Source organism: Polaromonas sp. (genome assembly GCF_029945895.1).
Classification (GTDB): domain Bacteria; phylum Pseudomonadota; class Gammaproteobacteria; order Burkholderiales; family Burkholderiaceae_C; genus Polaromonas.
The window spans coordinates 1-24970 of sequence record NZ_JAQSDL010000047.1 but is presented as its reverse complement, the minus strand read 5'-3'; the positions used below and the strand labels follow the sequence as shown (position 1 = coordinate 24970).

At 66.2% G+C, this 24970-nt stretch carries 23 protein-coding genes; 10 read left to right on the top strand and 13 right to left on the bottom strand.

The features are described 5' to 3' along the window. Window positions 1–176: 176 nt before the first annotated feature. The gene (locus tag PSV33_RS07000) at window positions 177–1169 is read right to left on the bottom strand and encodes a tripartite tricarboxylate transporter substrate binding protein (protein ID WP_300560145.1); all 993 of its coding nucleotides are present in this window, start codon (window positions 1167–1169) and stop codon (window positions 177–179) included. A 33-nt stretch (window positions 1170–1202) separates the two neighbouring features. Beyond that, a complete protein-coding gene (locus PSV33_RS06995; protein WP_300560143.1) occupies window positions 1203–2525 on the bottom strand; it encodes a sulfatase-like hydrolase/transferase in 1323 nt (440 codons plus the stop codon). A 72-nt stretch (window positions 2526–2597) separates the two neighbouring features. Between PSV33_RS06995 and PSV33_RS06990 the strand changes: the two genes are divergently transcribed. Both PSV33_RS06990 and PSV33_RS06985 read left to right on the top strand, forming a co-directional pair. Next, the gene (locus PSV33_RS06990) at window positions 2598–3590 is read left to right on the top strand and encodes a LysR family transcriptional regulator (protein ID WP_300560141.1); all 993 of its coding nucleotides are present in this window, start codon (window positions 2598–2600) and stop codon (window positions 3588–3590) included. A 36-nt stretch (window positions 3591–3626) separates the two neighbouring features. Next, window positions 3627–3959 (top strand): hypothetical protein, encoded by a 333-nt coding sequence (locus PSV33_RS06985; protein WP_300560139.1) that lies wholly within the window; start codon window positions 3627–3629, stop codon window positions 3957–3959. A gap of 68 nt (window positions 3960–4027) precedes the next feature. Here PSV33_RS06985 and PSV33_RS06980 read toward each other — a convergent pair whose 3' ends face one another. Beyond that, window positions 4028–5068, bottom strand: coding sequence for a lipocalin-like domain-containing protein (locus PSV33_RS06980; RefSeq protein WP_300560166.1), 1041 nt, complete (start codon window positions 5066–5068; stop codon window positions 4028–4030). A 181-nt stretch (window positions 5069–5249) separates the two neighbouring features. Between PSV33_RS06980 and PSV33_RS06975 the strand changes: the two genes are divergently transcribed. After that, complete coding sequence (locus PSV33_RS06975) at window positions 5250–5687, top strand: universal stress protein (protein WP_300537358.1); 438 nt, start codon at window positions 5250–5252, stop codon at window positions 5685–5687. Window positions 5688–5712: 25 nt separating this feature from the next. Here the strand turns inward: PSV33_RS06975 and PSV33_RS06970 are convergent, their stop codons facing one another. Then, window positions 5713–5940 (bottom strand): DUF1127 domain-containing protein, encoded by a 228-nt coding sequence (locus PSV33_RS06970; protein ID WP_300560137.1) that lies wholly within the window; start codon window positions 5938–5940, stop codon window positions 5713–5715. A gap of 108 nt (window positions 5941–6048) precedes the next feature. Between PSV33_RS06970 and PSV33_RS06965 the strand changes: the two genes are divergently transcribed. Continuing rightward, on the top strand, window positions 6049–6936 hold the full coding sequence (locus PSV33_RS06965) for a LysR family transcriptional regulator (protein WP_300560135.1): 888 nt from the start codon (window positions 6049–6051) through the stop codon (window positions 6934–6936). A gap of 171 nt (window positions 6937–7107) precedes the next feature. On the opposite strand, the gene PSV33_RS06960 is transcribed toward PSV33_RS06965, so the two are convergent. Beyond that, window positions 7108–7359: a hypothetical protein gene (locus tag PSV33_RS06960; protein WP_300518532.1), complete on the bottom strand. Its 252-nt coding sequence runs from the start codon at window positions 7357–7359 to the stop codon at window positions 7108–7110. Window positions 7360–7483: 124 nt separating this feature from the next. Next, entirely contained in the window at window positions 7484–10150 is a 2667-nt protein-coding gene (locus PSV33_RS06955) for an ABC transporter permease (RefSeq protein WP_300560133.1), read from the bottom strand. A 93-nt stretch (window positions 10151–10243) separates the two neighbouring features. Between PSV33_RS06955 and PSV33_RS06950 the strand changes: the two genes are divergently transcribed. Continuing rightward, window positions 10244–11206, top strand: coding sequence for a threo-3-hydroxy-L-aspartate ammonia-lyase (locus tag PSV33_RS06950; protein WP_300560132.1), 963 nt, complete (start codon window positions 10244–10246; stop codon window positions 11204–11206). 6 nt (window positions 11207–11212) lie between these two features. Here the strand turns inward: PSV33_RS06950 and ypfH are convergent, their stop codons facing one another. The 5 genes from ypfH to PSV33_RS06925 all read right to left on the bottom strand — a co-directional run bounded on the left by ypfH (window position 11213) and on the right by PSV33_RS06925 (window position 15710). Beyond that, complete coding sequence (gene ypfH, locus PSV33_RS06945) at window positions 11213–11875, bottom strand: esterase (RefSeq protein WP_300560130.1); 663 nt, start codon at window positions 11873–11875, stop codon at window positions 11213–11215. A gap of 65 nt (window positions 11876–11940) precedes the next feature. Further along, entirely contained in the window at window positions 11941–12588 is a 648-nt protein-coding gene (locus tag PSV33_RS06940) for an ABC transporter ATP-binding protein (protein ID WP_300560128.1), read from the bottom strand. Continuing rightward, complete coding sequence (gene miaA / locus PSV33_RS06935) at window positions 12585–13532, bottom strand: tRNA (adenosine(37)-N6)-dimethylallyltransferase MiaA (RefSeq protein WP_300560127.1); 948 nt, start codon at window positions 13530–13532, stop codon at window positions 12585–12587. The genes PSV33_RS06940 and miaA overlap by 4 nt, the downstream gene beginning before the upstream one ends. Continuing rightward, a complete protein-coding gene (locus PSV33_RS06930) occupies window positions 13529–14800 on the bottom strand; it encodes a multidrug effflux MFS transporter (protein ID WP_300560126.1) in 1272 nt (423 codons plus the stop codon). The genes miaA and PSV33_RS06930 overlap by 4 nt, the downstream gene beginning before the upstream one ends. 67 nt (window positions 14801–14867) lie before the next feature. Continuing rightward, a complete protein-coding gene (locus PSV33_RS06925; RefSeq protein WP_300560125.1) occupies window positions 14868–15710 on the bottom strand; it encodes an alpha/beta fold hydrolase in 843 nt (280 codons plus the stop codon). A gap of 180 nt (window positions 15711–15890) precedes the next feature. On the opposite strand from PSV33_RS06925, the gene PSV33_RS06920 reads away from it, so the two are divergent. Next, window positions 15891–16373, top strand: a complete 483-nt coding sequence (locus tag PSV33_RS06920; protein ID WP_300560124.1) for a DUF3429 domain-containing protein — start codon at window positions 15891–15893, stop codon at window positions 16371–16373. A 36-nt stretch (window positions 16374–16409) separates the two neighbouring features. Here the strand turns inward: PSV33_RS06920 and gdhA are convergent, their stop codons facing one another. Beyond that, the gene (gene gdhA, locus PSV33_RS06915; RefSeq protein ID WP_300560123.1) at window positions 16410–17753 is read right to left on the bottom strand and encodes an NADP-specific glutamate dehydrogenase; all 1344 of its coding nucleotides are present in this window, start codon (window positions 17751–17753) and stop codon (window positions 16410–16412) included. Window positions 17754–17870: 117 nt separating this feature from the next. Further along, the gene (gene mutL / locus PSV33_RS06910; RefSeq protein WP_300560122.1) at window positions 17871–19778 is read right to left on the bottom strand and encodes a DNA mismatch repair endonuclease MutL; all 1908 of its coding nucleotides are present in this window, start codon (window positions 19776–19778) and stop codon (window positions 17871–17873) included. 157 nt (window positions 19779–19935) lie between these two features. Here mutL and PSV33_RS06905 point away from each other — a divergent pair, with 157 nt between their 5' ends. The 4 genes from PSV33_RS06905 (at window position 19936) to PSV33_RS06890 (ending at window position 24524) form a co-directional block, all read left to right on the top strand. After that, window positions 19936–20589 carry a DedA family protein gene (locus PSV33_RS06905; RefSeq protein ID WP_300560121.1) on the top strand — a complete coding sequence of 218 codons (654 nt, stop codon included), beginning with the start codon at window positions 19936–19938 and terminating at the stop codon, window positions 20587–20589. Between the two features lie 94 nt (window positions 20590–20683). Next, entirely contained in the window at window positions 20684–22537 is a 1854-nt protein-coding gene (locus tag PSV33_RS06900; protein ID WP_300560119.1) for a long-chain fatty acid--CoA ligase, read from the top strand. 84 nt (window positions 22538–22621) lie between these two features. After that, window positions 22622–23929 (top strand): aromatic ring-hydroxylating dioxygenase subunit alpha, encoded by a 1308-nt coding sequence (locus PSV33_RS06895; protein WP_300560165.1) that lies wholly within the window; start codon window positions 22622–22624, stop codon window positions 23927–23929. A 106-nt stretch (window positions 23930–24035) separates the two neighbouring features. Beyond that, window positions 24036–24524, top strand: coding sequence for an aromatic-ring-hydroxylating dioxygenase subunit beta (locus PSV33_RS06890; RefSeq protein ID WP_300560117.1), 489 nt, complete (start codon window positions 24036–24038; stop codon window positions 24522–24524). The last annotated feature ends 446 nt before the right edge of the window (window positions 24525–24970 follow it).

The following is a 24970-nucleotide window of genomic DNA, read 5'->3' as shown; positions in this document are numbered from 1 at the left end:
AGGAAATCCTGGGAGCCAAAACGAAACCGGTGGGGTAGGGCAGGCGGGGCTCCGGTTCGAGGTGTGTGGGGTGTCGCTATTTATTTGATAGCTGCTTACACTCACCAATAAAGGGCTGGAGGCCGATTTGGCTTGTGGCCTCGGCACATTCCCAGGCGCTCGACACGACAGGCTTGTCAGTCGGCGACAAACCCGCTGGCCTTGATCACCCGGCCCCAGCGCACCGATTCCGCTTCCATGTTTTTCAGGAAACGGTCACCGCAGATGCCCGGTGTGAGCGTCAGCCCGGCTGTGACCATGCGCGCCTGCGCGTCCGCCGAGGCGGCAAACTGCTGGTGGGCCTCGGTCAGGCGCTGGACGATGGGCGCCGGCAGGCCCTTGGGCCCCGAGAGCCCGAACCAGACCGTGGTGGCCAGCTGCGGCAGGCCGATCTCGCCGACCGTCGGCACGTCAGGCAGCTGCGGCGAGCGCTGGGTGCCGGTGGTGGCAAAGGCGACCAGCTTGCCGGCCTTGATGTGCGGGCTGGCGGTGGCGATCTGCACAAAGCCCAGCGGCGTCACATTGCCAATCATGTCGGTGATCTGCTGCGGGCTGCTTTTGTAGGGGATGTGTGTCATGTCCACCTTCAGTGCCTCGGAGAGCTGGTAGCCGAGGAAGTGCGCGGGTGAACCCGGTGAATACGACGAGTAGGTGGGCGGTGTTTTTTCTGCCTTGAGCCACTGTGACAGTTGCGGCCAGGTTTTGGGTCCCAGTTGCGGGTTGGCCGCCAGCACCAGCGCCGCCTCCACCCCCTGGCAGACCTGCGTGAAATCTGCGCCCTGGTAACGCGCTTTCGGATTGGCGCTGGGCGTGATCGTCATCATGCCGGCGGTGTTCACCAGCAGCGTGTAGCCATCGGCGGCCGCGCGCTGGATCTGCTGTGCCGCAATCATGCCGCCGACCGCCGGCACGTTTTCAACCACCACCGGCTGGCCCAGCGTTTTGGACAGGTGATCGGCCAGCGCGCGTGCGTACACGTCGGGCGGCCCGCCTGCGGTGGAAGGCGCCAGCAGCTTGATGGCTTTGTCCGGCCAGGCCTGGGCATGGGCCGCGCTCAGGCACAGGGGCAGCAAGCCCAGAAGGGCCAAGCGGGTGAAGGGGCGGGTGGTGGTGGATGTCGGTGTGCTCATGTCTCTTTCTCTCTTTCTTGATGAATTCAAAGCTCAGCGCTGCGGCATGTCCGCGTACGAATAACCGAGGCTGACGGCCGCGTCCTCGGGGATGGCGGGCACGGTCGCATTCCAGTCCAGCCAGGTCTGGCGCAGGGTCTCGAAGCGCTCCGGGTGCCGCTTCGCCAGGTTGGCGCGCTCGCGTTCGTCGGCGCCCAGGTCAAACAGGTATTCGTGCTCATCGACCTTCAGGTATTTCCAGTTGTCCCAGCGCAGCGCGCGCTGGTGGCGGTGGTTCATGCGCCAGTACAGCGGGCGCTCAAAGGTCTGCGTGGGCGCGCGCAGCACCGGCGCCAGCGAGACGCCGTCGAGCGGAAAGTCCGGGTGGGCCTGGCCGCCGCCGAGTTCCAGCAGCGTGGCCGACCAGTCCATGGTCATGCAGGTCTGTGGGCTCACGCCGCCGGCGCTGATGCCCGCTGGCCAGTGCGCCACAAAGGGCACGCGGATGCCGCCCTCGGTCAGGTCCATCTTGCCGCCGACCAGCGGCCAGTTGTCGGAGAAGCGTTCGCCGCCGTTGTCGCTGGTGAAAACAATCAGCGTGTCGTCCAGCAGGTCCTGCTGGCGCAGCGCCTCGACGATGCGGCCTATGCCCTCGTCCATGTGGTGGATCATGCGGCGGTAGGTCTGCACATTGCCGCCATCGAGGTGGAACAGGCTGGACACCTGCGGCGCCAGCGCCACGTCATCGCGCGTTTCCCAGGGCCAGTGCGGTGCGGTGTAGTGCAGGCTCAGGAAGAAGGGCTTGCCGGCCCTGGCGCCGTCGGCCATCTGCTCGACGTGGCTGACCGCTCGTTGCGACAGCAGGTCGGTGAGGTAGCCGACCTCGTGGTGTTCTTCCTCGTCGATGTACAGGTCGTGATCGCCCTTGCCGGAGCAGTGGGTGAAGTAGTCCACGCCGCCGGCCATGATGCCGTAGAACGCGTCGTAGCCCGAGCGCAGCGGCCCGAAGGCCGGCGGGTAACCCAGGTGCCACTTGCCGATCAGTGCGGTGGCATACCCCGCCTCGCGCAGCAGCGAAGGCAGGGTCGGGATCTCGGGGTGCAGGCCCAGGGTGGTGCTGCCCTTGCTTTTGCTGTTGATGGGTTCTTCCATGCCGCCGCGCACGCGGTACTGGTAGCGCATGGTCATGAGCGCAAAACGCGTCGGCGAACACACCGGCGAATTCGAATACGCCTGGGTGAAACGCAGGCCGCCGGCGGCCAGCGCGTCGATGTGGGGGGAGACCGGACCGTAACTTTCGTTGCGGCCGCCATAACACCCGAGGTCGGCATAACCGAGGTCGTCGGCGACGATAAAGATGATGTTGGGGGATTTCAAAGTAGCTCCAGCATAAAAAGCTCTGGGGTATTTGTAAAATCGTTAATATTCAATTTGAACTAAAAATTTCCTATGGACCCCCGCCACCTGATCCAGCTCGCGACCATCCTGGAAAAAGGCTCCATCACCCAGGCCAGCCAGCACCTGCACCTGACCCAGCCCACGCTGACGCACAACATGCAGACGCTGGAGATGCAGGCCGGCGGCAGGCTGTTCGAGCGCAGCCGCCTGGGCGTGCGTAGCACCGCGCTCGGCGACATGCTGGCGCGCGAGGGCCGGGCCATCGCCAGGCGGCTGAAAGACGCCGCAGAAGTCAGCGCGCGGCATCGCGGGGGCCTGAGCCGCACCCTGCGCATCGGCGTGGGGCCGCTGATAGGTGCAGCTTTTCTGCCCGGCGTGGTCGAAGAGCTGCTGCGGCAACAGCCGGCCATCCACGTGACGGTGCAGAGCGACCGGCCGCATTTGCTGGTCGAGCAGCTGATCGACGGGCGGCACGAGATCGTGATTGCGCCCTCGTGGCTGGACCGGCCGCCGCCGGGGATAGAGCGCTTTCTGCTGGTGGAAGACGACCTCGGTGTGTTCTGCGGCGCCAGCCACCCGCTGGCTGCCGGCGGTGTGCTGTCGCCCGGCAGCAGTGAAGGCCTGGGCTGGATCAGCCTGGGCACGGCCTCACCCTTCGAGCAGCATGTGCGCGAGATGCTCGAGGAAGCCGGCGTGGTCACGCCGCGCAGCGAGATCACGGTGCTGGGTGAAGCCATGCTGCTGCTTCGCCTGCTGGCGCAGGGGCGGCACCTGTCGGTGCTGCCGCGCTTCCCGACGCGCCTGCTGCAGCAGCATTTCCCCATCGTCGAGCTGGCCCTGCGCGCGCGCCCGCAAGCCCGCAACATCCATCTGTGGTGCCGGGCCACCTTGCTGGAAGACTCGGCCTTTGTCGCCATCAAGGACAGCATCCTCGCGCAGGCGGCAGCCGTGTCGCAGGCGCTGGCAGGTGAAGCGGCGCAGCCCGCCGGGCAGGCGGCCAGTCAGAAGGCGCCGCGGCGGCGTAAGCCACCAGCGCGCGGTTGAATCCGAAGATGCTAGCTATTTGATAGCTGCTCGCGCTTGCTGGTTATGGGCTGGAGGCCGATTTTTCTCAAAAGAAAGTTGTTGAAGCAGGCGCTGCACCTCTTCGAACACCGCCTCAAACGCCGGCGTGCCCGGTGTGACCAGATCAAAATGCCCCGCGCCCGGCAAGTCCGACCAGCCGCCGCCCTGGATCAGGATGGCGACCGGGTGCGGGCCGGCGCACGCCGGCAGAAACACGTCGATGCCCTGGCTGAATGCTGCGCCCTAACTTATCTGCTGCGTGGGGCTGGGTTGGGGCAGGGCGAGGAAGTCCTTGAGCTCGACGGCGACTGCGGTCTCCAGCGCCATGAATATCTCTTTGGCAAGTGAGCAAGTCCGGCATCCGGACATGCGGCCCCGCAAAGTGTATCGTGGCCGATGGCGCGCTCGACGCCTTGCTACACCCGGAGCGGCGCCGCATACCCCGTCATCTCCAGGTACCCCCGCCCGACGCGCTTGCCGTTGCTGTCGATCAACTCGCTCAGGCCTTCCCAGTAGATGGCGCCGGTGGACTGGCGGCTGTCGAGCTCCTGGTTGTCGATGACAGCCTTGACGGTGTAGAAATCCGCCGGAGTGCGCACTATCCACTCGACCGGGTAGCTGGCCTGGCTCAGCGGGCTTTTCCACCGGCGCACGGGTTTGAAAATCACTTCGCCGCGGCTGAACGGGAAAAGCTCGCCTTGGGCGGAGCGGAAGGAGCCGCCGTCCCACAGGGCGTTGCCGGCCTTGTCGCGCAGGCGGAAGGCGGTCAGCGCGCTGCCGTCGTCGAGGTTCATGCCTATCCAGTCCCAGCCCACGGCGCTGGGGTGCAGTATCTCTTCGCTCCACTCGTGGTCCAGCCAGGCCTTGCCGCTGACGTTGAAGTTTTGGCCCTTGACCTGCAGGCTGCCGCTGGTGGCCAGTTGCGGCAGGCTGTAGTAGTAGCTGGCCTGTTTTTCTTCCGGCCCCTTGCGCGACAGGCCCTTGTCGCCCTGCAGCAGCAGCGGCTGGGTTTCGGTGAATTGCAGGTTCAGCACAAAGTCGGTGGCGGGCAGGCGCGCGCTGTGGGTGCGGCCCTGGCTTTGCAGGGACCAGTCGCGCAGCTTGAGGGCCATGCCCTGCGTGCCGGCACTGGCAATGTCAAAACCTTCGCGCGAAATGCGCTGGTCGTGCCAGAGTTTGTTGCCCGCCACGTCGGTGACGGCGGCATGCGCGAAGATCAGTTGTTTGGCGGCAAACTTCGAGGCCATGCCTTGCGTGCCATCCACGCGCGAGCGGAAAAACGTGAGCTGGAAACCAAACTCGCGTGTGCCCGAGTTGGCATGGCCGGTGACGTACCACCACTCGGTGCGAAAGTCGGGGTGTGCACCAAAGTCGCGCGGAAACTGCAGCGCCCTGGTGGGCAGCGCGAAGGCCGGGCCGGTGCCGGCAACCATGCCCGCTGCCAGTGCCTGCAACATGCGGCGGCGCGCGGGGCTCTGCGGCAACTGGAACGGTGGGATGGGTGGGCGCATCAAATCATTCTCGCAGCAAGCACGGCGGCCGTGCAGGACAACTCCGGGTTGCGAGGCCGGGGTGTAAGGTCTATCCTTGAACCGTTGCTGAAACCCTTTCCTTTGACTTTCTCCAGGAGATGCACCCATGTACAAGCAAATTTTGTTGGCGTATGACGGCTCCAAGGCGGGGCAGAAGGCGCTGCTGGACTGCCAGGAGATTGCGCAGTGGAGCCAGGCCTCGCTGACCCTGATTGCCGTGACGCCGCTTTACATGGACCTGATCGGCGTGGAAGGCGGCGTGTACGACAGAAGCCTGGCCGAACACGAGAAGGAAAAATACACAGGCATTCTGGACGAGGGCTTGCGCCAGCTCGCCGGGGCGGGCCACCAGGCCAAGGGCGAGGTGGTGGTGGGTGAAACTGTTGACGAAATCACCAAGTACGCGAAGAAGATCAACGCCGACCTGATCGTCGTCGGTCACAAACATCTGGATGGCTGGGCGGCGCGCTGGTGGCGCGGTTCGGTGTCCAAGTCGCTGATCGAACACGCGCCCTGCAGCGTGCTGGTGGCCATCACCCACTGACCGGCTGCCGGGCCGATGCCGGCCATCAACCGGGCCTGTCCCTGCGCCACCCCACCGGGTCGTCGAGCAGGGCGGGAATGTCGCCGCGGCCTATGCCCAGGTCGTTCAGTTCCCGCGCGCTCATCTGTTCCAGCTCGGCGCGGCTTTGTTGCAAGCCCTTGTCTGGCACCGGCCCGCGTGGCCTGGGCTGCAGCCATTGTGCGAGTCCGCGCGTCAGCATCGCGAAGGGAAGGACGAGGGTCTTGTGCAGCATGGCGGAGTACTCCTGAAGTGGAAGCCCCCGATGGTGCGATGGATCGTGGTATTGTGGAAGTTGAGTTTTCTGATCGAAATTATCAGGATATCTGATGCATGAACTCTGATGCGTGAACTGAACCTCGACCAACTCCGCACCCTGGTGGCCATCACCGACCTGGGCACTTTTTCGGCGGCGGCGCGGGCGCTGCATCTGGCCCAGCCCACCGTGAGCCTGCACATCAGCGAGCTGGAAAGCCGGCTCGGGGCAACACTGGTGCTGCGCGGCGGCAGAAAGGTGGAGCCCACCGCGGCCGGCGTGGTGCTGGTCGAGCGCGCCAGGCGCCTGCTGCGCGATGCCGACGATGCGGTGGACGCCGTGCAGCGCCATGTCGAGGGCCGCATCGGCCGCGTGCGGCTGGGCAGCTCGACCGGCGTGCTGGTCTACCTGCTGCCCGAGGTCCTCAAGGCCATGGAGCGCGCCCACCCGGACATTGATGTCGAAGTCAGCATCCTGGGCTCGGCAGAGGCCATGGAGCGGCTCGCCCAGGGCACGCTGGATGTGGGGCTGGTGGCCTTGCCGCAACCGGCCCGGCCCGGCATTGTCATGGCGCACTGGCGCAGCGACCCGATGATGGCCTTTGTGCCCCGGGCATGGCCGGTGCCCAAACGCATCACGCCGCAATGGCTGGCCGCGCGGCCGCTGATCTTCAACGACTCGACCACGCAGATGTACCGCCTGACCATGGAGTGGTTTGCCGATGCCGGCCTGAGCCCGCGCACACGCATCGAGCTCAACTACAACGAGGCCATGAAAAGCCTGGTGGCCGCGGGTTACGGCGCCGCGGTGCTGCCGCTGGAGCATGCCGGCGAGCAGTTGCACCAGGGCGTGCAGGTGGTGCCGCTCAAGCCCGCCCTGACGCGCCACACGGCGGTGGTGCACAGGCCGCTTGATGCAGTGGATGGCGCCACGCGCAACCTGCTGCTGACGCTGGCGCAGTTCCGCCAGGTGTGACCAGGCTTAGGAAAGCGCTGAAGGAGTCCTTGCGGAGGCGCGGCAGCCGGATCGGGATGGGATGCAAGGCGGATTTCGCAGCCAATAGCTGGCTATGGGCAAGAAATTCAACGCCGCAGACCGCCCGAGCCCGGCTGATCGCGCGCCGCAGGGGACTTGTTCAGCGCTTCCTTAGTGCGTCGGTGCCGTCTGGAAAACAATTTCGCCGCTGGCGACATGCACCACGCGGATGTCCTGGCAGGTCGGGTCGGCCAGGCTTTTGACCGCCACGGCCACGGCCAGCGAGCGGTCTGTGTAGAGTTGCCGGAGGGCGTTGGGCGGCAGCAGGCTGCCCCTTAGCGTGTTCCTGCTTTCAATGCGGTATTGAGCGGGCGCCATGGTGAATGCCTTGTGGAAGTGATGTGCCCATCGTAGGCCGCTCATGCGGCGTTGTGATGACAATGCCGCCTTCAAACCGTCATGTTGGTAAGCAAAAGAAAACGCGCATCGCCCACTGCGGCGGCATAGCCGGCAGCAAACGACCGGCCGCAAAACCTGGCGGACCGGCTTACCAGTCTTCCTTGACGGCCAGCACCGCGTCCTTGCCCGCCGCCGCGCGCCCTGCCAGCCAGGCGGTGACGGTGCCGGCCACGATGACCGCCGCGCACAGGCCCAGGAGCCGCGTCCAGGGCAGGGCCAGGTCCATGGTCCAGTGAAAGCTTTGCGGGTTGACCACATGCACCAGCACCAGCGACACCGCCAGCCCCAGGCCCAGCCCGGCGAGCGCGCCGGCCAGCGTCCAGGCGGCGCCTTCGCCTGCCACCAGCGTGAGGATCTGACGGCGTGTCAGGCCCAGGTGGGCCAGCAGGCCAAACTCCTTGCGCCGCGCCAGCACCTGCGCGCTGAAGCTGGCCGCCACGCCGAACAGGCCGATCGCAATCGCCACCGCCTGCAACCAGTAGGTCACGGCAAAGCTGCGGTCGAAAATGCGCAGCGAGGTGGCGCGGATCTGGCCGCTGGACGCAAACTCGATCAGCTCGCCCGAGCCGGTCTGTGCCTGGGCCAGCGCGCGCACCGCCTGCTGCAACTGCGCGTCGCCCGCGCCGGGGCTGCGCCACAAGGCAATGTCGTTGACGCGCCGGTCGCCGGTGAGGGCTTCAAAGTCGCGCCTGTCCATGGCGATGGCGCCGAACTGGCGCGCGTAGTCACGCCAGACACCGGCCACGAAAAACTGTTCGCCCCCACGCTTGTCGCCTTGCGTACTTCGCTGCTCCCCGGAGGGGCCGTCGCCTGCCAGGGGCGGCCCTTCGCTGCGCGGATCCTTCCTGGGTGTTGCCTCGTTTGCTCCTGAATTCATAGCTGCTGGCGCCCGTCCATCAAGGGCCAAGGCCTCAAAAGACCCTGAAAGCCGGGAGAAAACGCTACCCGGGCGGGCGCCGTACAGGTCGACCATGGGCTCACTCACATAAATCGCCACGTGACCGGCGGGCACCGGCAGCGCGTTGCCCACCAGCGGCAGGCTGCCGGCGGGGTCCTGCAGGTCGCGCGCAATCAGCGCCACCGCAGGCTGGTTGGCGTCCAGCAGAAGGGAGCTCACGCGAAGCGTGCTCAGGCGCGCCACGCCGGGCAGCTGCGCCAGCGCCTGCACAAACGCCGGCGAGAAAAACACCGTGTCGCTGGCGGCGGTGGTGCTGGCGGTGCGCACGTACAGGTCGGCCGGAAGCACCACATCCAGCCAGTGGGTGACCGAGTCGCGAAAACTCGCCACCATCACCGTCAGTGCCACCGCCAGGCTCAGCGAGGCGACCACGCCGCTGACGGCCACCGCCGCGCTGCCGCGCACACGGCGCGCCCGTTCCACCGCCAGCAGCGGCAGCAGGCGGCGCGACACATGCGGGGCGATGCGGTCGTACAGCAGGGCGATCAGCCAGGGCAGCGCACTGATGCCGCCCACCAGCAGCAGCCCGACCGACAGGTAGGCGCCCAGCGCGATGCCAGCCACCGGTGGCGTCAAGGCCAGCAAGCCGCTCGCGGCCACCAGCAGCAGGCTGAGCCGGTAAGGCGTGCCGCCGGCCGGCGGTGCGCCCAGGCCTTTGAGTGTTTGCGCCGGCGGCAGTTTTTGCGCGGCGCGCGCCGGCCACCAGCCGCCGACCAGCGCCGCGGCCACACCGAGCAGGCCGTACACCGCGGCCGCGCCCGCATTCCATTGCAGGGCCGGGGCCACGCCGGAAAAATAGCCGCCGCCCAGGTCGCCGCCGAGCACCCGCAGCGCCAGCGCGGCCAGCGCCGTGCCGAGGGCGATGCCGGCGGCGCTCCCCACCGTGCCCAGCAGCGCCGACTCCAAGAGCACCAGGCGCAGGCGCTCGCGGCCGGTCAGGCCTAGCACCCCGAGCAGGGCAAACTGCTGCGCGCGTTTGGCCACGCTCAGCGACAGCACGGAAAACACCAGAAAGGCCCCGGTGAACAGCGCCACCAGCGCCAGCACGGTGAGATTGACGCGGTAGGCGCGCGAGAGGTTGCTCACGCGCTGCGCGTCGTCGCCCGGCTCGGTGGCGGTGATGCCGGCCGGCAGTTGCAGCGAGCTGATGAAGGCGGCGCGGTCGGCACCGGCCAACAGGCGGATGTCGATGCGCGAGAGCTGGCCAAGCCGGCCGAACAGTTCCTGCGCGGAACCGATGTCCATCACCGCCAGCGCGGCACCCCCCGCGCTGACACTGCCGGCCACCCGGGCGTCCAGCAGCTGCAGACCGCTTTGCAGCTGCAGCCGGTCGCCGGGCAGGCCTTGCCGCGCTGCCGCGTTGAGAAAAACCGCGCCGGGCGCGAGCAGGGCCAGGCGTTCGGCGCCGGCCGAGGGCACCGGCATCAGGGCCGGTGCCAGCGAAGCCACCACCAGCGCATCGACACCGACCAAGCGCAGGGCCACCCGCTGGCCGCCGGGGGCGACGGCATAGGTGCTGAACTCCAGCACCGGGCTGGCCAGTGCCACCTGCGGGTGATTGGCCACCCGCGCGTAGACCGCTTCGTCAAACCCGCCGCGCACCGCGCGCAGCTCCAGGTCGGGCTGGCCGTTGACCGAACGCACGGCCTGCGAAAACTCCGCCAAAGCCGAGGCATTGATCAGCTGTACCGAAAACGCCAGCGCCACCCCCAGCATGACGGCCACCACGGCCGCTGCGTTGCGCCACTTGTGGTGCAGCAGCTCCTGCCAGGAGAAGGTGGAAAGAAGGGCGAGCATGGGCTGATTGTGCCTTTCACATTGCCGGCGGTGATGGCGGTCAAGTTCTAGGCTATCGTTGTTCCTCAGTCATTCAACGAAAGCCCACTCGCCATGCAGCTCCCCACTTATGACGATGTTGTTGCCGCCGCTGCGCGCATCAAAGGCCATGCGCACCACACGCCGGTGCTGCGTTCCGCCACCGCCGACGCGCGCTGGGGCGCGCAGTTTTTCTTCAAGTGCGAAAACTTCCAGCGCATGGGCGCTTTCAAGTTTCGCGGGGCCTTCAATGCGCTGTCGAAGTTTGATGCGACGCAGCGCCGGGCCGGCGCCATCGCGTTTTCGTCGGGCAACCACGCGCAGGCGGTGGCGCTGTCGGCGCGCCTGCTGGGCATGCCGGCGCTGATTGTGATGCCGCAGGACGCGCCCGCCGCCAAGCTGGCCGCCACGCGCGGCTACGGCGCCGAGGTGGTGCTATACGACCGCTTCACCGAAGACCGCGAGGCGCTGACCCAGCGGCTGGCAGCCGAGCGCGGCATGACGCTGATTCCGCCCTACGACCACCCCGACGTCATTGCCGGCCAGGGCACGGCCGCGAAGGAACTGCTGGAGGAAACCGGCCCGCTGGACCGCCTGTACGTGTGCACCGGCGGCGGCGGGCTGACCAGCGGCTCGGCATTGGCCGCGCGCGCGCTGACGCCACAGTGCAAGGTTTACGGCGTTGAGCCCGAAGCCGGCAACGACGGCCAGCAGTCGCTGCGTGCCGGGCGCATCGTGCATATTCCTGTGCCCAAGACCATTGCCGACGGCGCGCAGACCCAGCACCTGGGCGCGTACACCTTCGGCATCATTCGCCGCGATGTCGACGACATCCTCACCGTCAGCGATGCGCAGCTGGTTGAGGCGATGCGCTTTTTTGCTGAGCGCATGAAGATGGTGGTGGAGCCGACGGGCTGCCTGGCGTTTGCCGGCGCCTGCACCGATGTCGAGGCGATCCGGGGCGCGCGGGTCGGCGTGCTTATCAGCGGTGGCAATGTGGATCTGGCGCGTTACGCCGATCTGCTGGCAAGACCCTGAGCAGGGTCAGGCCGAACGCCAGAAACGCAGCGGCACGCAGGTCTGCAGCCGGTGCACCGCCTGCGCCATCAATGCCGGGTGCAGCTCGTGGCCGATGCTGGAGGCAATGTCGCAGGTGGCATCAGCTCCCAGCGCCATCAGCTCGGCATAACCCTGCTGGGCCAGGCGGGCCGGCACCACGGTGTCGAGCTGGCCATGCAGCAAATGAATGGTCGTGAGGGTAGGGGCCTTGTCGGGCCAGGCCGCGTAAGGTCCCGAAAAGGCCAGTACACGACCGACCAGGCCATCGTGCTGGTCGCTGAGCGCCAGCGCCAAGGTGGCGCCCTGCGAAAAACCGGCCAGCGCCGTGTCGGACTGCAAAATGCCAAAACGTTCCTGCTGCTGGCGAATGAATGCTGCCAGGGGCGGCACCGCGCGTGCCACGCGTTCCGGGTGGTTGGCTTCGGTCAGTTCAAAGGTCGGGAACCACTGCCGCTCGGTCTTGCCCAGGTGGATGGATTCGATTCCTTCCGGCATCACGACGGCCGCTTCACTGAAGGACTCGCCGATCAGTGTGGCCAGCGCCATCATGTCCATGGCGGAACCGCCAGCGCCGTGCAGCAGCACAAACAACTGGCGCGGCGCCGTTGCGGGGAGCACTTCAAGGGTTTCAAAGGATGAGGCGTTCATCAGGATTCAGTTGGGGCTGATGGAGGCTTTGACAAGTCATTGTCTTCGGGAAGGCTTGCCTGGCGTCAGCCCGTGATGCCTTCGCTGCTCAGGTGCAGCACCCGGTCGGCACGCGCGGCAGCGGTTTCCGAATGCGTGACCAGCACCAGCGCGGCGCCGTGCTCGCGGGTTTGTGCGACCAGCGCGTCCATGACCTTGGCGGCGGTGGTGGGGTCGAGGTTGCCGGTCGGCTCGTCGGCCAGCAGCAGGCGCGGGCGGTGAATCAGCGCGCGCGCAATCGCCACCCGCTGCAACTGCCCGCCCGAGAGCTGCTGCGGCAGGCGCTCGCCCAGGCCTGCCAGGCCGACGGCGGCCAGCATGGCCTGCACCCGCGCATCGTCGTGCTGGCCGAGCAGCAACAGGGGCAAGGCGACGTTTTGCGCCACGTCCAGATGTGGCAACACGTGAAAGGCCTGGAAGACGAAGCCGACTTTTTCGCGGCGCAGCAGGGCGCGCTGGTCGTCGCTGAGCGTGCCCAGGTCCACGCCGTCCAGGCTGACCGAACCCGCGTCCCAGCTGTCCAGCCCGGCCATGCAGTTGAGCAACGTCGATTTGCCCACACCCGACTCGCCGACGATGGCGACAAACTCGCCGGGCGCGACCTGCAGCGAGACGTTGTTGAACACCACGACTTCGCCATAGTGTTTGCTGAGCTTGTTGACGCTGAGGCTCATAAGGCTTGGCTCACCAGATGCTGCACCCGCTGCACCGCGTCTGCTGCGTCACAGGCCACCACCTGACGCTGGGGCATGGAGCGAAGCCAGGTGAGCTGGCGTTTGGCCAGCTGGCGCGTGGCGGCAATGCCCCGCCCGCGCAGTTCGCTCAGGGGGAAGAGGCCGTCAAGCGCTTCCCAGGCCTGGCGGTAACCGACGCAGCGCATGGATGGCAGCTCGGGGTGCAGGTCGCCACGCGCCCGCAGGGCCTTCACCTCGTCCAGGAAACCGGCGGCGAGCATGGCGTCAAAGCGCTGCGCGATGCGTTCGTGCAGCCAGGCGCGGTCTTGGGGTTCCAGGGAAATAAGGGCTCCAGCCCTTATGGAACGTGCGCCACCAGCTACTTTTTCAATAGCATTTCTTTTCTGGAAAGACGACAGGGGTTGCCCGGTCAGGCGAAAAACTTCCAGCGCGCGGGAGATGCGCTGCGAGTCATTGGGTGCCAGCCGCGCGGCTGTCACCGCATCCACCGCGGCCAGCTCGGCGTGCAGCGCGGGCCAGCCTTTTTCGCCCGCCTCGGCCAGCAGGGCGGCGCGAATCGCCGGGTCGGCCTTGGGCATGTCGTCGAGCCCGTCGAACAGCGCCTTGAAATAAAGCATGGTGCCGCCGACCAGCAGCGGCAGCCTGCCGCGCGCCGTGATCTCGTCGATCAGGCGCGCGGCGTCAGCAATAAACTCGGCCGCGCTGTAGGCCTGCAGCGGGTCGCGAATGTTGATCAGGTGGTGCGGAACAAGGGCGAGTTCGGCCGGTGTCGGCTTGGCCGTGCCGATGTCCATGCCGCGGTAGACCAGCGCGGAATCGACGCTGATGATCTCCACCGGGTGGCGCTGGGCCATGGCGAAGGCTGCGGCGGTTTTGCCCGAGGCGGTGGGCCCGGCCAGTCCGATCCAGCGTGACGTTGTCATGGACGCGCGGGCGCCGCCAGCGCCGCCGGCTCGCCGTGGCGCTGCACCAGCGTCCAGGCTATCAGCGCGATACACACGCTCCAGAACAAGACGCCGTAGGCCAGCGGGTACACGGTACCGTCGAGGTGGCTGCCCAGCCATCCGCCCATCGCAAAGGCCGCCAGCATCATCAGAAAGCCGTTGAGCGCCGAGGCCGCGCCCGCCGCGCCGGGAAACGGCCCGACGGCGCCACTCTGGCTGCAGGGCTGGTGCACGCCGTGCGCAAATACAAAAAGGTAATACGGCAACAGCAGGGCCCAGACGTTGTGGATTCCGGCCCAGGCCAGGGTACTGATCAGCAAGCCGCCGCTGAGCGTGAGCCCGCCGGCCATCGCCACCGAACGGCGCACGCCGAAGCGCGGCAGCAGCCGGCGGCACCAGAAGGTGCCCAGCACATAGACAAAAGACATCGAGAACATCACCAGGCCGTACTGGGTTTTGGACAGGCCCAGCACCTTGATGAAAACAAAGGACGAGGACGCGAGAAAGGTGAACAGCCCGCCATAGGAAGCCGTGGACAGCGCCGAGAAGGCGACAAAGGTCGGGTTGCGCACAATCGTCCACCAGGTGCGCACCAGCGTGGCCGGCTCCAGCGCGCGCGGGTTTTTGCGCTGGATGCTTTCCTCGAAGCGCAGGGCAATCATGGCCAGCGCCGCCGCGCCGAACACGGCCAGCGCCAGCAGCGCCACGCGCCAGTTGAAAACGTCGGACAGCAGGCCGCCCAGCGGCGCGCTCAGGCAGGCGATCAGGCCCAGCCCGCTCAGGCCCCGGGACATGGCGCGTGCGCCGGCCAGCGGCGTGTAGAGGTCGCGCACGATGGCGCGCGCACACATGACGGCCGCCCCCATGGCCGCGCCCTGCACGATGCGCCAGGTGATCAGGAGAGCCATGGACGGCGCCAGCGCGGCGCCTATGGCCGCCAGCACGTAGGCACCCAGGCCCCACAGCAGGATGGGCCGGCGCCCGAAGCGGTCCGACAGCGGACCCCAGAAAAGCTGCGACACGCCGAAGGCCAGCAGCAGCCCGGTGAGGGTCAGCTGGGCGTGGGCCATGGGCGCGGCAAAACCCTCGGTGAGCGCCGGCAGCGCCGGCAGGTAAAGGTCGGTGGTGATGGGCTGGATGCCCAGCAGCAGCGACAGCACCAGAACAATCAACGCGGGTGACATGGCTGGCGGTTCGGCGGTCACCGCGGGGACAACCGAGGCAGGAGCAGGGGGCGTGGCGGACATTGATCTGAGCGTATCAGATAGCCGCTGCCCGGTGGCAGTCAGGGGCGCAGGCCGTGCCGGCGCCGGCCTATTTCAGGCTGAACAGCTGCGCCAGCGCCTGGCGATACTGGGCCTGGCCGACGGAATTGGTGTTGTGGTGCGAGCCGCCCTCGACCAGCATGAACAGCTTGGGCTGCGCGGCGGCCTCGAACAGCTTGCGCCCGAGGTCGGGGGCAATCAGCCGATCTTCGCCGCCGTGCACCACCAGCAGCGGCGAGCCGATCTTGCCGACCTTGCGAGCGGCCTCGAAACGCTGGGTGATCAGCATCGACACCGGCACCCAGCCCCATTTGGAGGTGCTGACCACGTCGGCAATCGAAGTGAAAGTGCCTTCGACAATCGTGCCGCTTTCGTCGCTGACCTCGGTGGCAAGGTTGATGGCAATCGGGCCGCCCAGCGAGTGGCCGAACACGTAACGGGGCCGGTCCGGGTATTTTCTGGCGAGCCAGTCCCAGGCGGCGCGCGCGTCCTCGTAGGCCGACTCTTCCGAGGGCAGAGCAGCCGTGCTTTTGCCGAAGCCCCGGTAGTCCACCCCCAGCACCGAAAAGCCGAGTTCCTGCATGCGGCGCATGCGTGGCGCGGAACCGGTCACATTGAAGCGCGCGCCGTGCAGGTAAAGAAGAATGGGACCACCGGGCCGGTCGGAGGGCAGCCAGAGCCCGTGCAGGGTGGCCGGCTCGCCGCTGGCTTTGGCCTGGAAGCCAATCCAGACGTCGTCCATGCCTTCGGCAGCGGCCAGGCCGCCGCTCCAGCTGCGGTCGCTGGGCTGGAAGATCCACGCGCGCTGTCGCTCGTCGAGGGTGCTGCAGCCTGTAAGAACAGCAAATCCAAGGGCCAGGGCGATGGCGGCGAGCAGGGTCCAGCGTTTCATAAGCATGACTGAGTGGCCAGTGAGGTAGAAAGTTCGCGTTGGCAGGAATTTTCTCTGGCGTGCAGCTTGGCTGCCATGTCTGGGGTGTGAAGACCCGGCAAAGCCGCGGGCAACCGGCGGCCTGCCGCTGCTGGCCGGGCGCACGGCCCGGCGTGCCAGGGCCTGTTCTAAACTGGGGTGATGACCCCTCCGCATTCTTCGCCTGCCGATGCCCCGCACCGACGAGAGGGGCTGACGGCTCCTTCGGCCCTGGCCCGCGTGCTGGGCATGGCGGGCCTGCTGCCCTTCATGGCCGGAGCGGCAGCCGTCTGGCTGGTCGCACCGCAGGACCGCCTGCCAGCCCTTGCGCTGCTGGCCTACGCTGCGCTGATTGCCAGTTTTCTGGGCGGCATTCATTGGGGTCTGGCTATGCGCGATTCGCCTGCCGATGCGGCGCAACTGCTGTGGGGCGTGAGCCCCAGCCTGCTGGGCTGGATCGCGGTGGTGCTGCCGCCGCGTTGGGGCCTGCTGCTGGCGCCCGCCACGCTGATCGTCTGTTATGCCGTGGACCGGCAGCTCTACCTGCGCTTAGGCCTGGGCGCCTGGCTGGGCCTGCGCGCGGGCCTGACCGTGGTGGCCTCCTTGTGCTGCCTGCTGGGCGCACTTGCCTGCTGGCTGCGCTGAGCGCCCGTCAGCCGCCGGCGCAGGTGAGGACTTGTCTCAGACCACGCCCTGCGCCAGCATTGCGTCGGCCACCTTGACGAAGCCGGCCACGTTGGCGCCATCCACATAGCTGACGCGGCCGTCGGCACGCCGTCCGTACAGCAGGCAGGCCTCGTGGATACCCTGCATGATCTGGAGCAGCCGCGCATCGACCTCTTCGCGCGGCCAGGACAGGCGGGCAGCGTTCTGGCTCATTTCCAGGCCGGACGTGGCGACCCCGCCGGCATTGCTGGCCTTGCCCGGGGCATAGAGCACGCCGGCAGCCTCGAAGGCCTTGGCGGCTTCCATGGTGGTGGGCATGTTGGCGCCCTCGGCCACACAGACCACGCCGTTGCTGATGAGGGTGGCTGCATCGCTGGCGTCGAGTTCGTTTTGTGTCGCGCAGGGCAGGGCCACGTCCACCGGCACATGCCAGGGACGCACACCGGCCTGGAAGGTCGCACCCACACGTCTGGCGTAGTCGTCCACGCGGCCATACAGGTGATTCTTGACCTCCATCAGGACGGCGAGTTTTTCGGGGGTGAAACCTGCTTCATCGATCACGGTGCCGCTGGAGTCGGAGACGGTGACCACTTTGGCGCCCAGCGCCATGGCCTTCTCCACGCTGTATTGGGCGACATTGCCCGAGCCCGACACGCTGACGCGCAGACCATCGAAGGAGCGGCCGGCGGTCTTGAGCATTTCCTGCGCGAAGTAGACGGTGCCGTAGCCGGTGGCTTCAGGGCGTATCAGCGAGCCGCCGAAGGCCAGGCCCTTGCCGGTGAACACGCAGTCGGCGCGGTTGGTCAGTTTTTTGTACATGCCGGCCATGAAGCCGACCTCTCGCCCGCCCACGCCGATGTCGCCGGCCGGCACGTCGGTGTCCGCGCCGAGGTGGCGATACAGCTCGGTGATGAAAGCCTGGCAAAAACGCATGACCTCCGCCTGGCTTTTGCCCTTGGGGTCAAAGTCCGAGCCGCCCTTGCCGCCGCCCATGGGCAAGGTGGTCAGTGCGTTCTTCAAGGTCTGCTCGAACGCCAGAAATTTCAGCACCGACAGGTTGACCGAGGGATGAAAGCGCAAGCCGCCCTTGTACGGTCCGATGGCCATGCTGTGCTGGATGCGAAAGCCCCGGTTCACCTGGACCGTGCCATGGTCGTCCATCCAGGACACGCGAAAGATGAGGATGCGCTCCGGCTCCACCAGCCGTTCCAGCAGGCTCAGGGTGGCGTATTTCGGGTGTTGTGCGATGTAAGGCCACAGGCTTTCCATGACTTCCGTGACGGCCTGAAGGTATTCAACCTGGCCGGGATTGCGTTGCGCGACATGGTCAAGAAAGCTGTGGACGTTGGCGTGCTTCATTAAAATCCTGTTTTTGGTGCGTTTATTGATGCAAATTGTGCATTTTGCAATAAACGATAGTACATAACGGTGCTTTTATGCACCGTTATGGGCTTCATGCACCGAAACGGGTTTGGGTCAGCGTCCGCGCAAAAACAGGCTGTCCAGTTCCCGGACCGTGATTTGACGCCAGGTCGGGCGGCCGTGGTTGCACTGGTCGGAGCGTTCGGTGGCTTCCATCTGCCGCAACAGGCCGTTCATCTCGTCGATGCTGAGTTTGCGGTTGGCACGCACCGCGCCGTGGCAGGCCATGGTCGAGAGCAGCTCGTGTTGCGCGCGCTGGATCACCGTGCTGGCGTCGTGTTGCGCCAGCTCGGCCAGCACGCTGCGCGCGAGTTCCACCGCATCACCCCGCGCCAGGCTGGTCGGCACCGCGCGCACGGCCAGGGTGCGCGGCGAGAACGGCGTGATCTCCAGGCCCAGTGCCTTCAGCGTGTCGGTGTGCGCCTCGGAAGCGGCGACCTCCTGCGGCGTGGCGGCAAAGGTGGCTGGTATCAGCAGCGGCTGGCTGGCAATGCTGGCGTTGTCGAGCTGGCTTTTCAGCCGCTCGTAGACGATGCGTTCGTGGGCGGCGTGCATGTCCACAATCACCAGGCCCTGAATGTTTTCGGCCAGGATGTAAATGCCCTGCAACTGGGCAACGGCGCGGCCCAGCGGCCAGTCGCCGGGGGGAAGGTCGACGTTTGCTGTGCCCGTATTCTCCGTTCGCCCTGAGCCTGTTGACGGGCTGTCCGGTGGCGCTGCTTGCGTCCCGGTGGCCATTCCACCCTGCGTGTCTTGCGGCCTGACGGGCCACATGGCCTCAAAGTCGGTGACACGCGGGTCCTGCCTGTAAGTCTGATTCGCTCCGAAATTGATAGCTGGTTGCGCCCATGGGGAAAGGGCGGGAGGCTGATTTTGTTCTAAACTTTGTACAGGCGCGCCACTGGCCGCTGCCAGGGCAGCTGCGGCCGCGCGCGGTGCCGCCAAGGCGTTCTCGACCGCGTGCCGCACCGCCTGGTGCACTTCCCGGCTGTCACGAAAACGCACCTCGATCTTGGTCGGGTGCACATTGACGTCCACCCGCGTCGGGTCCATGGTCACGTAAAGCGCGTAGACCGGCTGGCGGTGGCCGTGCAGCACGTCCTCATAGGCGCTGCGTGCGGCGTGGGTCATCACCTTGTCGCGCACATATCGGCCGTTGACGTAGGCAAACTGCTGGTCGGCGCGCGAACGCGCCGCGTCCGGAATGCCGGCGCGGCCGGTGATGCGCAATGCACCCGCGCTGTAGTCCACCGCCACACTCTGCGCCAGCAGTTCGCTACCCAGCACATCGGCCAGGCGCTGGTCGTGGGCGCTCTCGCCGCTGCAGGCGCGCCACTGTTCGACGAGTTTGCCTTCGTGCCAGATCGCAAAACCCACGTCGGGCCGTACCAGCGCGTGGCGCCGCACGGCCTCGATGCAGTGCGCCAGTTCGGTGGCGTCGGTTTTCAGGAACTTGCGGCGCGCCGGCGTGGCATAAAACAGCTCGCGCACCTCCACGGTGGTGCCGCGCGCACGCGCGGCCGGCGTCAGCTCGCCGGAACGGCCGTCGAGCTGCCAGGCGTGCGCCGCGTCGCCGCTGGCCGAGGCTTCGGAGCTGCGCGACAGCAGGCTCATGTCGGCAATCGAATTGATGGCAGCCAGCGCCTCGCCGCGAAAACCCATGGTGCCCACGGATTCGAGGTCCTGCAGCGAGGCGATCTTGCTGGTGGCGTGGCGACGCAGCGCAATCGCCAGCTCCTCGCGCGGGATGCCCAGGCCGTCGTCCTCGACCGAAATCAGCCGCACACCGCCGGCCAGCAGCCGCACCGTGACCTGCCGCGCGCCGGCGTCCAGCGCGTTGTCGACCAGTTCACGCACCACGGAAGCCGGTCGCTCGACCACCTCGCCGGCTGCAATCTGGCTGATCAGCTCGTCGGGGAGTTCGCGGATGGGGCGGCGGGGAAGGGGGGAGGCCAGGGTCACCTTGTGATTCTAGGGGGAAGTGTTTTTACGGGTTGATGTGGTGACTTCTGGATAACCTGGTTTGCCTGCTGGCCGGGCGACCCCCGGCTTGCTCGAAGCACCTGCAAAGTACAGGCTTGCAAAAGCCGAAGGGATTCACCATGTCAAAATCACCCCCATGGAACTTCTTGCTTTTCTGATGGACTTCATCCTTCACGTGGACAAACACCTGGAGGCCTTTACACAAGCCTACGGCACCTGGGTCTACGTCCTGCTTTTCCTCATCATTTTTGTGGAAACCGGCGTGGTGGTCATGCCTTTCCTGCCGGGCGATTCCCTGTTGTTTGTGGTGGGTGCCCTTTGCGGGGTCGGCCTGCTGAGCCTGCCGGTGGCCATCGCCGTGATGCTGGTGGCTGCCATCCTGGGCGACCAGTGCAACTATTCGATTGGCCGGCACTTCGGGCCCAAGGTGTTCCAGTGGGAGCAGTCGCGGTTTTTCAACAAGCGCGCCTTCAACCAGGCGCACGAGTTTTACGAGCGTTATGGCGGCGTCACCATCATCATTGCGCGTTTCATGCCTTTCATCCGCACATTCGCGCCTTTTGTGGCGGGCGTGGCCGAGATGAACCGCGCCAAATTCACCGCTTACAACGTGATCGGCGCGCTGATCTGGGTGGTGGGCCTGTGCACCGCCGGCTATTTCTTCGGCAACCTGCCCTGGGTGCAGGCCAATCTGAGCAAGATCATCTGGGCCATGATCCTGATTCCCGGGCTGTTTGTGCTGTACGGCGCCTGGAAAGCCAGCCGTTCCGCCCGGCAAACGGCAAGCTGAGGTTTTTTAGCCGCTGTATTGACCCAGGGCAGGGCGGGCGCATCTGCGCGGCGCACACTGCGCTGGAGAATTTCCCGTTTCCAACAAGCTGCCCATGACTGTCACCGAGATCGATTTTTCCACCGTCCACACGCTCCCCGAGCTGCTGGCTTTTCGGGTGGCCCAAAGCCCGCAGGCCGAGGCCTATCGCGAATTTGATGCCCGCGCCGGCGGCTGGGTGTCCACCACCTGGGCGCAGGCCGGCGAGCGTTTTGCCCAATGGCGTCAGGCACTGGCGGCCATGAGCCTGCCGAGCCACGCCAGCATTGCCATCCTGCTGCCCAATGGGCTGGATGCCGTCAGCCTCGACCAGGCGGCCCTGGCGCTGGGCCATGTGCCGGTGCCGCTGCATGCGCTGGACAACCCGGGCAGCATTGCCTACATCCTGGCGGACTGCGAGGCGGCGCTGCTCATGGTCTCGTCCCTGGCGCAGTGGCGCAGCATCGAGGCGCTGGGTGTGGCCATGCCGGCGCTCAGGCGCGTCGTGGTCACTGGCGAGACCGTGGCACCCGCCCCTGCAGGCGAGGCTGTGCCCCTGAGTTCACTGGCCGACTGGCTGGCGGCCGGGCCGGGCCAGGACGGCACTTTCGTGCCGCCGTCCGGGGACGACCTGGCCGCCATCGTCTATACCTCGGGCACCACCGGCAAGCCCAAGGGCGTGATGCTCACCCACCGCAACGTGGTGGCCAATGTGCAGGCCATCCTGGCGCGCGTGGTGCCCACGGTCGACGATGTGTTCCTCTCGTTTTTGCCGCTGTCCCACACTTTCGAACGCACCGCCGGCTATTACCTGCCGATGGCATGCGGGAGCTGCGTGGCCTATGCGCGGTCGGTGTCGCTGCTGGCCGAGGACCTGAAAACCGTGTGCCCCACGGTGCTGATCTCTGTGCCCCGCATCTACGAACGGGTGTTTGCCAAATTGCAGGAAACCCTCGCCACCTCGCCATTGAAGACCCGTTTGTTCGAGGCCACCCAGGCCGTGGGCTGGCGGCGTTTTTGCCGGTTGCAGGGCCTGCCGCTCGCTGCAGGCGAGGGCAGCAGCCGGGCCTGGCTGGACCCGCTGCTGTGGCCCTTGCTGGACCGCCTGGTGGCGCGCACGCTGCGTGCGCAGTTCGGCGGGCGGGTGCGGGTGGCCGTCAGCGGCGGTGCGCCGCTGTCGCATGCGGTGGCACGCTGCTTTCTGGGGCTGGGCATGCCGCTGCTGCAAGGTTACGGCATGACGGAAACCTCGCCGGTGGTGGCGGCCAACGGTGTCGACGACAACGACCCGGCCACCGTGGGCCGCGCCCTGGCGGGCGTGGAGGTGCGCCTGGGCGAGAACCGTGAGCTGCAGGTGCGCGGACCGTCGGTGATGCGGGGCTACTGGAAACGGCCCGAGGACACGGCGCGGGTGTTGACGCCCGATGGCTGGCTGTCCACCGGCGACCAGGCGGACATGACCGGCGGGCGTATCCGCATCATGGGCCGCATCAAGGAAATCATCGTCACCTCCACCGGCGAGAAGGTGCCGCCGGGCGATCTGGAGCTGGCGATTGCGGTCGATCCCCTGTTCGCGCAGGTGTTTGTGGTGGGCGAGAACCATCCCTTCATCGCCTGCGTGGCCGTGGTGAACCCGGCCGAATGGCGCAGGCTGGCCGAGGTGCTCGGAGTCAACTCCGATGACGCGGCCAGCCTGAACCTGCCGGCGGTGCACCAGGCCGCGCTCAAACGCATGGCTGCCCAGACCGCGAATTTTGCGCGTTACGCCATGCCGCGGGCGGTGCTGCTGACGACCGAACCCTGGACGGTCGAAAACGCGCTGATGACGCCCACGCTCAAGCTCAAGCGCAACAACCTCATGAAACGTTTTGCACAGGAGATCGAGGCCCTGTACCAACCGCAGACACGGCGAAGTGGCGGGTCCGCATAAACCCTTTTCCGGAAATTGATAAGTAAGCTTATCATTGGGAAATAATCCACAGGCCGCACAGCCGGTCGGGAAGATGCTTGCATGATGGCTGATCAACCCCTTTCCCGCTGGAGCGAACCAGGCTCCAGCCGCGTTCCCTTCTGGGCCTACACGGATGCTCAGCTTTACCAGCGCGAGCTCGAGAAAATTTTTTACGGCCCGCACTGGTGTTATGTCGGGCTCGAAGTCGAGATACCCAAGCTCGGCGATTTCAAATTGAGTCACGTCGGCGAACGCCAGGTGGTGATGGTGCGTGATCGCGTGGCGCCAAAAGACCGGGACACTGACCACGGCATCCGTGTGGTCGAAAACCGCTGCGCCCACCGCGGGGTGCGGTTTTGCCAGAACGGGCAGGGCAACGCCCGCAGTTTTGTCTGCCCCTATCACCAATGGACCTACAAGCTCAACGGCGACCTCGCCGGTTTGCCCTTCAAGGATGGTGTCAAGGAGGGTGACTGCATCAACGGCGGCATGCCCGAAGGCTTTGACCTGAAAGACCACGGCCTGACCAAGCTGCGCGTGGCGGTGCTGCACGGCCTGGTGTTCGCGACCTTCAGCGAGGCGACCGAGCCGCTGGAAGATTACCTGGGCCCGAACGTGATGCCCTGGCTGGAACGCATCTTCAAAGGCCACAAGCTCACCTTGCTGGGCTACAACCGTCAGCGCATTCCGGGCAACTGGAAGCTGATGATGGAAAACATCAAGGACCCCTACCACCCCGGGTTGCTGCACACCTGGTTTGTCACCTTCGGCCTGTGGCGCGCCGACCAGAAAAGCCGCATGGTGATGGACGCACACGGACGCCATGCAGTGATGATTTCGCGGCGCAACGAAGGCGGGCAGAACAGCGCGGTGACCGAAGGGGTGACCTCGTTCAAGGCCAACATGGCGCTGCAGGATGACCGCCTGCTCGACGTGGTGCCGGAAGCCTGGTGGACGATCGGGGACCCATCCCATCCCGGCAGTGACATCACGCCGACCGTGACCATGATCACCCTGTTTCCCAGCCTGATCATCCAGCAGCAGGTCAACTCGCTGAGTACGCGCCACATCGTGCCGCGCGGCGAGGGCGAGTTTGATTTTGTATGGACACATTTCGGTTTTGCCGACGACACGCCCGAGATGACGCGGCGGCGCCTGCGCCAGGCCAACCTGTTCGGGCCTGCGGGTTTTGTCAGTGCCGACGACGGCGAGGTGATCGAGTTCAGCCAGGACGGTTTCCGCCAGGGCGGGGAAGGGCGTTCAACGCTGTGCGAACTCGGCGGGACCGGTACCGAGGCGACCGAACACATGGTGACCGAAACCCTGATCCGCAGCATGTATGCCTACTGGAAGAAAGTGATGGCGGTATGAGCGCACTTGGCGAGGGGCCCCACAAAGTGGGGATCGACACACCGCGAATGCCGCCAGCCGCCGACACCTGGGTGTTGACAGACAGTGTGATGACGGAGGCGGCGGTATGAGCAGTGTGACGCTGGAACGGCTGGGGCTTCAGTTCGAGATTGATCAGCTCAACGCGGCTTATGCGGCCGTGCTGGACGACAAGCGTTTCGACGCCTGGCCGGAGTTTTTCCTGGAGGACGGTCGTTACACCGTGCAGGCACGTGAGAATTTCGACCGCGACCTGCCGCTGGCGCTGATGGACCTGGAAAGCCGCGGCATGATGAAAGACCGCGTCTACGGCATCACGCAGACGATTTACCACGGGCCTTACTACATGCGGCATGTGATCAGTCCGGCGCAGGTTTTGTCTGCAGAAGGGGACGTCATCACGGCGCAGGCAAACTATGCGGTGTTTCGCACCAAGCCGGCAGGTGTCAGCGAGGTCTACAACGTGGGGCGTTATGTCGATGAGGTCGTGCGGACGGGCGAGGGCCTGAAGTTCAGGCGCCGCCTGTGTGTGTACGACAGCGAGATGATTCTCAACTCGCTGATTTATCCGGTTTGATTGTTAACGGCGCCTAGCCGTTGTGCTTCACGTCTGTCTGGGCTTTTTTCCACAGTCGGTGGTATGCCTGCTGGCCGGGTCTCGCCCCGGCGGGCGACTTACTTTTCTTTGCTTTCGCCAAAGAAACCTAAGGAAAAGAAAGGCGACCCGATGGTCTGGGTCCCTCCGCTTCGCTGCGGGCACCCTGCGGTGCTCGCCGAAAGCGGGGTCGAGCTCGAACTCGCCTTCGGCTCAAACAATCGCTCGCCCTGATCCGCTTTCGGCTGCGCTCCTCGGCCCAGCCCGACGGGTGGGGAAGCGAAGACACATACCAAACGCCAAATACGGGGAGCCATGACGCGCGCAGCGCGTCATGGTTGAGTCAGGCGGCCTGGATGTTTGCACGCGAGAACAGCACACGCGGCCAAATGAAGCTCCCCGCCATCGCCCAGCGGGGCGAGGGAGGG

Bases quoted from the DNA above. Each gene is read 5' to 3' on its own strand.
- PSV33_RS07000 (WP_300560145.1), bottom strand. From the start codon at position 1,169: ATGAGCACACCGACATCCACCACCACCCGCCCCTTCACCCGCTTGGCC.
- PSV33_RS06990 (WP_300560141.1), top strand. From the start codon at position 2,598: ATGGACCCCCGCCACCTGATCCAGCTCGCGACCATCCTGGAAAAAGGC.
- PSV33_RS06980 (WP_300560166.1), bottom strand. From the start codon at position 5,068: ATGTTGCAGGCACTGGCAGCGGGCATGGTTGCCGGCACCGGCCCGGCC.
- PSV33_RS06975 (WP_300537358.1), top strand. From the start codon at position 5,250: ATGTACAAGCAAATTTTGTTGGCGTATGACGGCTCCAAGGCGGGGCAG.
- PSV33_RS06970 (WP_300560137.1), bottom strand. From the start codon at position 5,940: ATGCTGCACAAGACCCTCGTCCTTCCCTTCGCGATGCTGACGCGCGGA.
- PSV33_RS06965 (WP_300560135.1), top strand. From the start codon at position 6,049: ATGCGTGAACTGAACCTCGACCAACTCCGCACCCTGGTGGCCATCACC.
- PSV33_RS06960 (WP_300518532.1), bottom strand. From the start codon at position 7,359: ATGAGCGGCCTACGATGGGCACATCACTTCCACAAGGCATTCACCATG.
- PSV33_RS06955 (WP_300560133.1), bottom strand. From the start codon at position 10,150: ATGCTCGCCCTTCTTTCCACCTTCTCCTGGCAGGAGCTGCTGCACCAC.
- PSV33_RS06950 (WP_300560132.1), top strand. From the start codon at position 10,244: ATGCAGCTCCCCACTTATGACGATGTTGTTGCCGCCGCTGCGCGCATC.
- ypfH (WP_300560130.1), bottom strand. From the start codon at position 11,875: ATGAACGCCTCATCCTTTGAAACCCTTGAAGTGCTCCCCGCAACGGCG.
- PSV33_RS06940 (WP_300560128.1), bottom strand. From the start codon at position 12,588: ATGAGCCTCAGCGTCAACAAGCTCAGCAAACACTATGGCGAAGTCGTG.
- miaA (WP_300560127.1), bottom strand. From the start codon at position 13,532: ATGACAACGTCACGCTGGATCGGACTGGCCGGGCCCACCGCCTCGGGC.
- PSV33_RS06930 (WP_300560126.1), bottom strand. From the start codon at position 14,800: ATGTCCGCCACGCCCCCTGCTCCTGCCTCGGTTGTCCCCGCGGTGACC.
- PSV33_RS06925 (WP_300560125.1), bottom strand. From the start codon at position 15,710: ATGAAACGCTGGACCCTGCTCGCCGCCATCGCCCTGGCCCTTGGATTT.
- PSV33_RS06920 (WP_300560124.1), top strand. From the start codon at position 15,891: ATGACCCCTCCGCATTCTTCGCCTGCCGATGCCCCGCACCGACGAGAG.
- gdhA (WP_300560123.1), bottom strand. From the start codon at position 17,753: ATGAAGCACGCCAACGTCCACAGCTTTCTTGACCATGTCGCGCAACGC.
- PSV33_RS06905 (WP_300560121.1), top strand. From the start codon at position 19,936: ATGGAACTTCTTGCTTTTCTGATGGACTTCATCCTTCACGTGGACAAA.
- PSV33_RS06900 (WP_300560119.1), top strand. From the start codon at position 20,684: ATGACTGTCACCGAGATCGATTTTTCCACCGTCCACACGCTCCCCGAG.
- PSV33_RS06895 (WP_300560165.1), top strand. From the start codon at position 22,622: ATGGCTGATCAACCCCTTTCCCGCTGGAGCGAACCAGGCTCCAGCCGC.
- PSV33_RS06890 (WP_300560117.1), top strand. From the start codon at position 24,036: ATGAGCAGTGTGACGCTGGAACGGCTGGGGCTTCAGTTCGAGATTGAT.